Annotated in this window: 8 protein-coding genes; all 8 read right to left on the bottom strand. The window is 39.5% G+C overall.

From position 1 onward, the window contains the following. Positions 1-70: 70 nt before the first annotated feature. Positions 71-616 carry an oxidoreductase gene (locus IQ228_RS18210; RefSeq protein ID WP_027404528.1) on the bottom strand — a complete coding sequence of 182 codons (546 nt, stop codon included), beginning with the start codon at positions 614-616 and terminating at the stop codon, positions 71-73. Between the two features lie 12 nt (positions 617-628). Then, positions 629-1,150 carry a DUF3122 domain-containing protein gene (locus IQ228_RS18205; RefSeq protein ID WP_193963827.1) on the bottom strand — a complete coding sequence of 174 codons (522 nt, stop codon included), beginning with the start codon at positions 1,148-1,150 and terminating at the stop codon, positions 629-631. A gap of 42 nt (positions 1,151-1,192) precedes the next feature. Continuing rightward, positions 1,193-1,909, bottom strand: a complete 717-nt coding sequence (gene hoxU / locus IQ228_RS18200; protein WP_193963825.1) for a bidirectional hydrogenase complex protein HoxU — start codon at positions 1,907-1,909, stop codon at positions 1,193-1,195. After that, the gene (locus tag IQ228_RS18195; protein ID WP_193963823.1) at positions 1,906-2,082 is read right to left on the bottom strand and encodes a hypothetical protein; all 177 of its coding nucleotides are present in this window, start codon (positions 2,080-2,082) and stop codon (positions 1,906-1,908) included. Before IQ228_RS18195 ends, hoxU begins: the two co-directional genes overlap by 4 nt. An 18-nt stretch (positions 2,083-2,100) precedes the next feature. After that, positions 2,101-3,708 carry a NuoF family protein gene (locus tag IQ228_RS18190; RefSeq protein WP_027404525.1) on the bottom strand — a complete coding sequence of 536 codons (1,608 nt, stop codon included), beginning with the start codon at positions 3,706-3,708 and terminating at the stop codon, positions 2,101-2,103. Continuing rightward, positions 3,695-4,207, bottom strand: coding sequence for a bidirectional hydrogenase complex protein HoxE (hoxE, locus tag IQ228_RS18185; RefSeq protein ID WP_027404524.1), 513 nt, complete (start codon positions 4,205-4,207; stop codon positions 3,695-3,697). Before hoxE ends, IQ228_RS18190 begins: the two co-directional genes overlap by 14 nt. 257 nt (positions 4,208-4,464) lie before the next feature. Then, complete coding sequence (locus IQ228_RS18180) at positions 4,465-4,995, bottom strand: universal stress protein (protein WP_027404523.1); 531 nt, start codon at positions 4,993-4,995, stop codon at positions 4,465-4,467. 283 nt (positions 4,996-5,278) lie between these two features. Continuing rightward, entirely contained in the window at positions 5,279-6,400 is a 1,122-nt protein-coding gene (locus IQ228_RS18175; protein WP_193963821.1) for a sensor histidine kinase KdpD, read from the bottom strand. Between the last annotated feature and the right edge of the window lie 115 nt (positions 6,401-6,515).

The raw sequence follows: 6,515 nt of genomic DNA, 5'->3' as shown, positions 1-6,515 counted from the left end.
GCCCCCAACCCCCTCCCCGCAAGCAAGGAGGGGGCTATAATGGATGTATTTATTTGGTTATGATTACTAGTTAACCAAATTTAATCATTTCTCTGCCGACAATTTCCGGTTTTTCTCCTTTTAATAGTGGTTCAAGTGCGGCACGAATTCTAGTTGCGGAAGGGGGACAACCGGGTAAATAAATATCAACTGGTACTACCTTATGCACAGGGACAACTGTATCTAGTAAAGGGGGAACAATTCCTGGGGAATTGGGAATTTGTTGATTAATATCTGCTTCTTGAATATAAGCTAATTGTAGGGCTGGTTCAGCACCACCTGCAAGATTACGTAAAGCGGTAACATTACCAGTAACAGCACAATCACCAAAGGAAATTATTGTTTTAGTCCGGTTTCTGATTTTGTAAATTAATTCTAAATGTTCTTCATTGGCGATCGCACCTTCAACTAATACGATATCTACACCTTCGGGATATTCTTTAATATCAGCAAAGGGACTATAAACTATATCTACTTGTGCGGCTAAATATATTAACCATTCGTCCAAATCGAGAAAAGACATATGACAACCAGAACACCCACCTAACCAAACTGTTGCTAATTTGATTTTAGTCATTTTTTCACCTTTTCAGTTTTCAGTGGAAATTAATGATTGCCATTCTTTGACAACATGAATCGGAACTGCGATATTAATGAAGTTTGTACTGGGAAGGGGTATAGATAAAGTTAAAGATTCTGGAGGTAATTGAGGTAAGATTTCTGTTAAATCATATTGACCAACAGTTGGTGCTGGGGCTGCATCTAAAAATATATCATTAGCATTCCAGAGTTTACCTGTATTGGTAGTAATTCTTAATGGTTGAGGGTGAATTAATTCCGCAGAACCAGGAAAGCCAACTAGACGAAGATTGATATTAGATGGTTGATCTAAATACACTTGTTTAAATAATACAACTTGCCAGACTTTTCCTGATTGATCATCTAATTTCACTTGTGAACGGTAAATAATTTCTTCGGGAGGATTTCCTATCTGAGTAACAGCAGCAATTACTTTTGCAGATGATAGATTTGCTAAACCAAGGAATATAAATACTGTCAATATCCCTACTAATAGAATTCGCTTAAATATTTGTTGAATATGCAGTAACATGAGATTTCATTTTAAATTATGCTAATGACTAATGACTAATGACTAAAAATTCCATTGTTTTTTCTGTCGTGCAGTTACTAAAAATTCAATTTTGCCCCGATCATGTTTCATTTCACCAACACTTGCACCCTTATCAAATAACGCTCCTGTGGGACAGGCATTCACACATTTACCGCAGGAAGTACAGGTTTGGGAAGTTCCCCAAGGTTGATTTAAATCAGTAATTACATGAGATTTTGAGCCTCTTCCTGCCATATCCCAAGTATGTGCGCCTTCAATTTCATCACAGACACGAATACAGCGAGTGCAAAGCACACAACGATTATGATCTATGCCAAAAAGATGATGGGAAGTGTCAACAGTTCGCTGAGGATTTTGATATTCTAAGCGGAGATGATCCATACCCATTTCTATAGCTAAATCTTGTAATTCACAGTTACCATTAGCAACACAAACTGAGCAAATGTGATTACTTTCGGCAAATAACATTTCTACAATTGTCCGCCGGTATTTTTGTAAGCGATCGCTATTTGTATTCACCTCCATTCCTTCTGTAACTTTAGTTACGCAAGCGGGTTGTAATTTATTACTTCCTGCAATTTCCACCAAACATAAACGACAAGCACCAATATCACCCACACCTTCTAAATGACATAATGTAGGAATATGAATACTAGCTTCCTGCGCTGCTTCTAGTAATGTTTCATCCTCACGAGCGCTAATCAATTCCCCATTTATTGTTAAAGTTTTTACAGTCATAGTAATTTGGTAATGGGTAATGGGTAATGGGTAATGGGTAATGGGTAATGGGTAATGGGTAATGGGTAATGGGTAATGGGTAATGGGTAATAGGTAATAGGTAATAGGTAATAGGTAATAGGTAATAGGTAATGGGTAATGGGTAATGGGTAATAGGTAATAGGTAATGACAACTGACTAATGACTAATGACTAATGACTAATGACTAATGACAAATATTCATCTCGAAAATATTGCAAAGTGCTAAAAACTGGATTTGGTGCAGACTGTCCTAAACCACATAAACTGGTGTGTTTTACCATGTCGCAAAGTTCCTCCAATAAATCTAAATCAGCGAGTGAACCTTTTCCTTGACTAATCTTTGTTAATAAACCGTGTAATTGCACAGTTCCCACACGACAAGGAATGCACTTACCGCAAGATTCATCCATGCAGAATTCCATGAAAAAGCGGGCGACATCTACCATATTTGTAGTTTTATCCATGACAATCATTCCCCCCGAACCCATCATTGAACCCAAGGCGGTTAAAGATTCATAATCCACAGGTGTAGCAAAAGCCGATGCAGGAATACATCCCCCTGAAGGTCCGCCGGTTTGTACTGCTTTAGCTATACCATTGTCGGGAACACCTCCTCCCATTTCCTCGACAATTACTTGTAAAGATGTTCCCATTGGGACTTCAATTAAACCCGTATTGCGGATTTTTCCAGCTAATGCAAATACTTTTGTGCCTTTGCTTTTAACAGTACCGATATTAGCAAACCAATCAGCACCTTTACGGATAATCGGGGCGATATTGGCAAAGGTTTCCACATTGTTAATTAACGTTGGATAGCCCCATAAACCCGACTCAGCCGGGTATGGGGGGCGGGGATGGGGGAGACCACGTTTACCTTCAATTGAAGCCATTAACGCCGTTTCTTCACCGCAGACATAAGCACCTGCACCGATACGGATTTCTACTTTAAAATCAAAGGGAGAATCAAAGATTTGTGAACCTAAAAGCCCTAAGTGTTGGGCTTGATGAATAGCAATTTCTAGACGTTTAATAGCAATGGGATATTCTGCCCTAACATAAATATAGCCTTGATTTGCCCCGATGGAGTAGGCAGCGATCGCCATCCCTTCCAAAACCCGATGGGGATCACTTTCTAATACACTCCTATCCATGAATGCACCGGGATCACCTTCATCAGCATTGCAAATTACAAACTTCTTCTCAGCCTTTGATTTTGCTACCGTTCCCCATTTTAAACCTGTGGGATAACCAGCACCACCGCGCCCCCTTAAACCGCTTTTAGTAATAGTTTCCACTACCTGACTGGGTTTCATTTCCCGCAGCACTTGGTAAAGGGCTTGATAACCATCAGATGCAATGTAAGCTTGAATCCGTTCCGGGTCAATTTTACCACTGTTTTCTAGAACAATCGGTAATTGACGGCTAAAAAATGGCTGATTTAAATCACCCTCTTGTAAATTTGTGACTTCTCCATTTACCCCTGCCATAATTGCTGCTGCATTTTCTGGGGTAACTTTTTGATACAATTTTGATGCGGGCGGATTTTCCCAGTTTTCCACCTGTACCAATGGTCCATGACAGCATAGACGCATACAACCCACCCCAGAAACTTGGACAGTATCTTGTAAACCCGCAGCTTTCACGGCTGCTTCGAGATGATCTTTCACAGCTTGAGAATCAGCAGAGAGACAACCCGCAGCAGTACAACACCGAATTTGCACAGATTTCCGTTGAGAAAGTTCCTTTTGGGCAATTTCTAATAATTCACTTAGTTCCATTTTGCCACCATTCTCCCACTTTTTCGCAAACTGATTCCGGGGTTTGATTACCTAAAATAGTGCCATCAAACACTACCGCAGGGGCAATTCCACAAGCCCCCAAACATCTAGCCGTCATCACAGAAATTTGACCATTTGCGGTAGTTTCTCCTGCGTGAATCTGCGTAACTTTTTCCAACTGGGTTAAGATCGCTGTTGAGCCTTTGACATAACAAGCTGTACCCGTACAAACCACACAATTATGAACCCCTTTCGGTGCTAGGGAAAACAAATGATAGAAAGTAGCCACCCCATAAACGCGACTAGGTGGTAACTTCAGGCTATGGGAAATGTACAGCAATAAATCCAGTTCTAAATAACCAAATAATTCAGAAGCCCGATGCAGAATTTCAATAAGTGCATCTTGTTGATATTGATGACGCTTAATAGTTGCGTCTAACATCTTTAAACGCTTGTCTCCACTGGGATGAGTTAAAGAAGGTGGAACTGATGTTTTCATACTTTTTCAAACCTTTATTTAAGGCTGCACAGAATCAGAATCATAAAAGCCATTAAGTAGTGAGACAGAATTAGTTACACAATGTCATTGCAAATGGAACGAAGTGAAATGAAGCAATCGCCAGGGTTGTGATTGCTTCCCTTCGCTCGCAATGACTGTAAATATTTTTGTCCAATTACTTAATTCATCCGTCTTTGTCTGCGTTCATCTGCGGTTAATAATTCTGGAAATCTGATTCTATGCAGCCTCACCTAGCATTACTTACTAACTGTAGTAGCTGCTGAAGAAACATTTGCCGCTTGGGAACTCGTAGGAATATGGACAATCTGCACTGAACAAGGTGCATGATGTAAAACATAATTACTCACACTACCGAGAAAAAATTCCGCTAGTCCAGAACGTCCCCGTCTTCCCATGATAATTAAGTCAGCATTCCAGTCAGTGGCTAATTCACAAATCATTCGTCCTGGACTACCAGTATTTTGGGTAAATTCTGTATTAACACCAGAAGTATTAGCTTGGGCGCTCCATGACTGTAACATTTGCCAACCTTCGTTTTTAAATTTTTCCCAATGCTCTTGGTATAATTTAAAACTTTGCTCGTTCCAGCCGGGATAGTAGTCAATATTAGGGAACACCAGTGCCTCTGGACTACCTTCCTCTTCCTGTGATAAAACGTGCAGTAACATTAAATTCGCAGATGTGATCTTGGCTAAAGATAAAGCTTGCTCAAAAACTTTTATACTCATATCCGAGCGATCTACTGCGACTAAAATTTTCTTAAACATATATACCTCGATGTTAGTTTGCTAACTAATGATAATGAGTATATTCGGCTTTTTAGGTTAATGTTTGGTAAAAGCATCCTTAATATTCACTAACAATTGTACAGCATAAGTCGGGAGTAGCAGCCTTATATACCATAGTTTCGTAATTAAATTTTACACTTTGTCTAACTGGAATATCCTGGATTTATCGGTCAAAAATTTGGCCATTAAGGTTTCATATTTACACTATACAAACCAGAAAAAAATTGCATCTTATCTAAGATAGATTAACAAATATTAAAATTTATTTCTCTGTAGCGATAATATGTAAATCTATGTGCTGATCTCTAATTAACTCCAGCAAGCGTTGTGTGAAAGAGCGTTTAAAAAATCTTTTCCATCGGGGTTGTTGACTTTCGCCGATGACTATTTGGGTGATATGATTAGTTGCGGCAACTTGGGCGATCGCCTGAGCGACATTGCTACTTTTAACATGAAGAAATTCACCACCAAATTCTCGGCATAGTTTCTCACAAGTATGAATATGTAAACTTTCTTCTTTAGTCAAAAACCGTTCAGGATCGGCAATGAATACAGTATATAACTTGGCATTCATATAATTAGCAATTCGCGCCCCCCGCCGTAATAATTGAATCGAATTTGGATAGGTAGATACACATATCAAAACCCGTTCATGAACAGTGCGAATTTGCCCAGGAGAGATGGAAGTATTTGCCTCTTCCTCAACTGTATCTGCAACTTCTCTTAATGCTAATTCTCGCAAAGCAATGAGGTTACGACGCTGAAAAAAGTTTTCTAAAGATTGCTCAATTTTATTAGCAGCATAAATTTTACCCTCCCGTAACCGTTCTTCTAAAGTTTCTGGAGTTACATCAATGACAACCACAGCATCAGCTTCATCCAGCAACCGATCTGGAATGCGTTCTCGGACGACAACACCCGTAATTCCGGCTACTAAATCATTCAAACTTTCTAAATGTTGAATATTCACAGTAGAGTAAACATCTATGCCGGCTGCTAAAATCAATTCTACATCTTGATAGCGTTTTTCTCTAGGTGAACCAGGAATATTTGTATGTGCTAATTCATCAACTAATACCAATTGGGGAGAGCGGTTTAAAATTGCCTCTGTGTCCATTTCTTGGAGGTTGATATTTTTATGAATATTGGCTTTTTGCGGAACTACTTCTAATCCTATAGCTTTGACAGCAGTATCTTTGCGTCCATGAGTTTCAATAATGCCAATAACAACATCAATACCTTCTTGTTGCAGTTGACGTGCTTCTTCTAGCATTCTGTAAGTTTTTCCCACACCAGGAGCCATACCAATGAATATTTTATGCTTTCCACGTCGAGCAGGACGAATATAAGAACTGTCAGGGGAGGGCGTATGGAGATAAGACATAATAATAACTAGGGTTTGCGGAAAAGTCTTTTCATTCGGGCTAGTAGTCTGTCAACCCTAAAATGACGGGTGAAGGCAAGCAGGGAGAGAAGAGAGGTAGGGGGTAGGGGGGTAG

This window comes from Dolichospermum sp. LEGE 00246 (assembly GCF_015207865.1).
GTDB classification, from domain to species: Bacteria; Cyanobacteriota; Cyanobacteriia; order Cyanobacteriales; family Nostocaceae; genus Dolichospermum; species Dolichospermum heterosporum.
The sequence above is the reverse complement of the archived record's forward strand: the minus strand, read 5'-3'. Positions and strand labels throughout refer to the sequence as shown.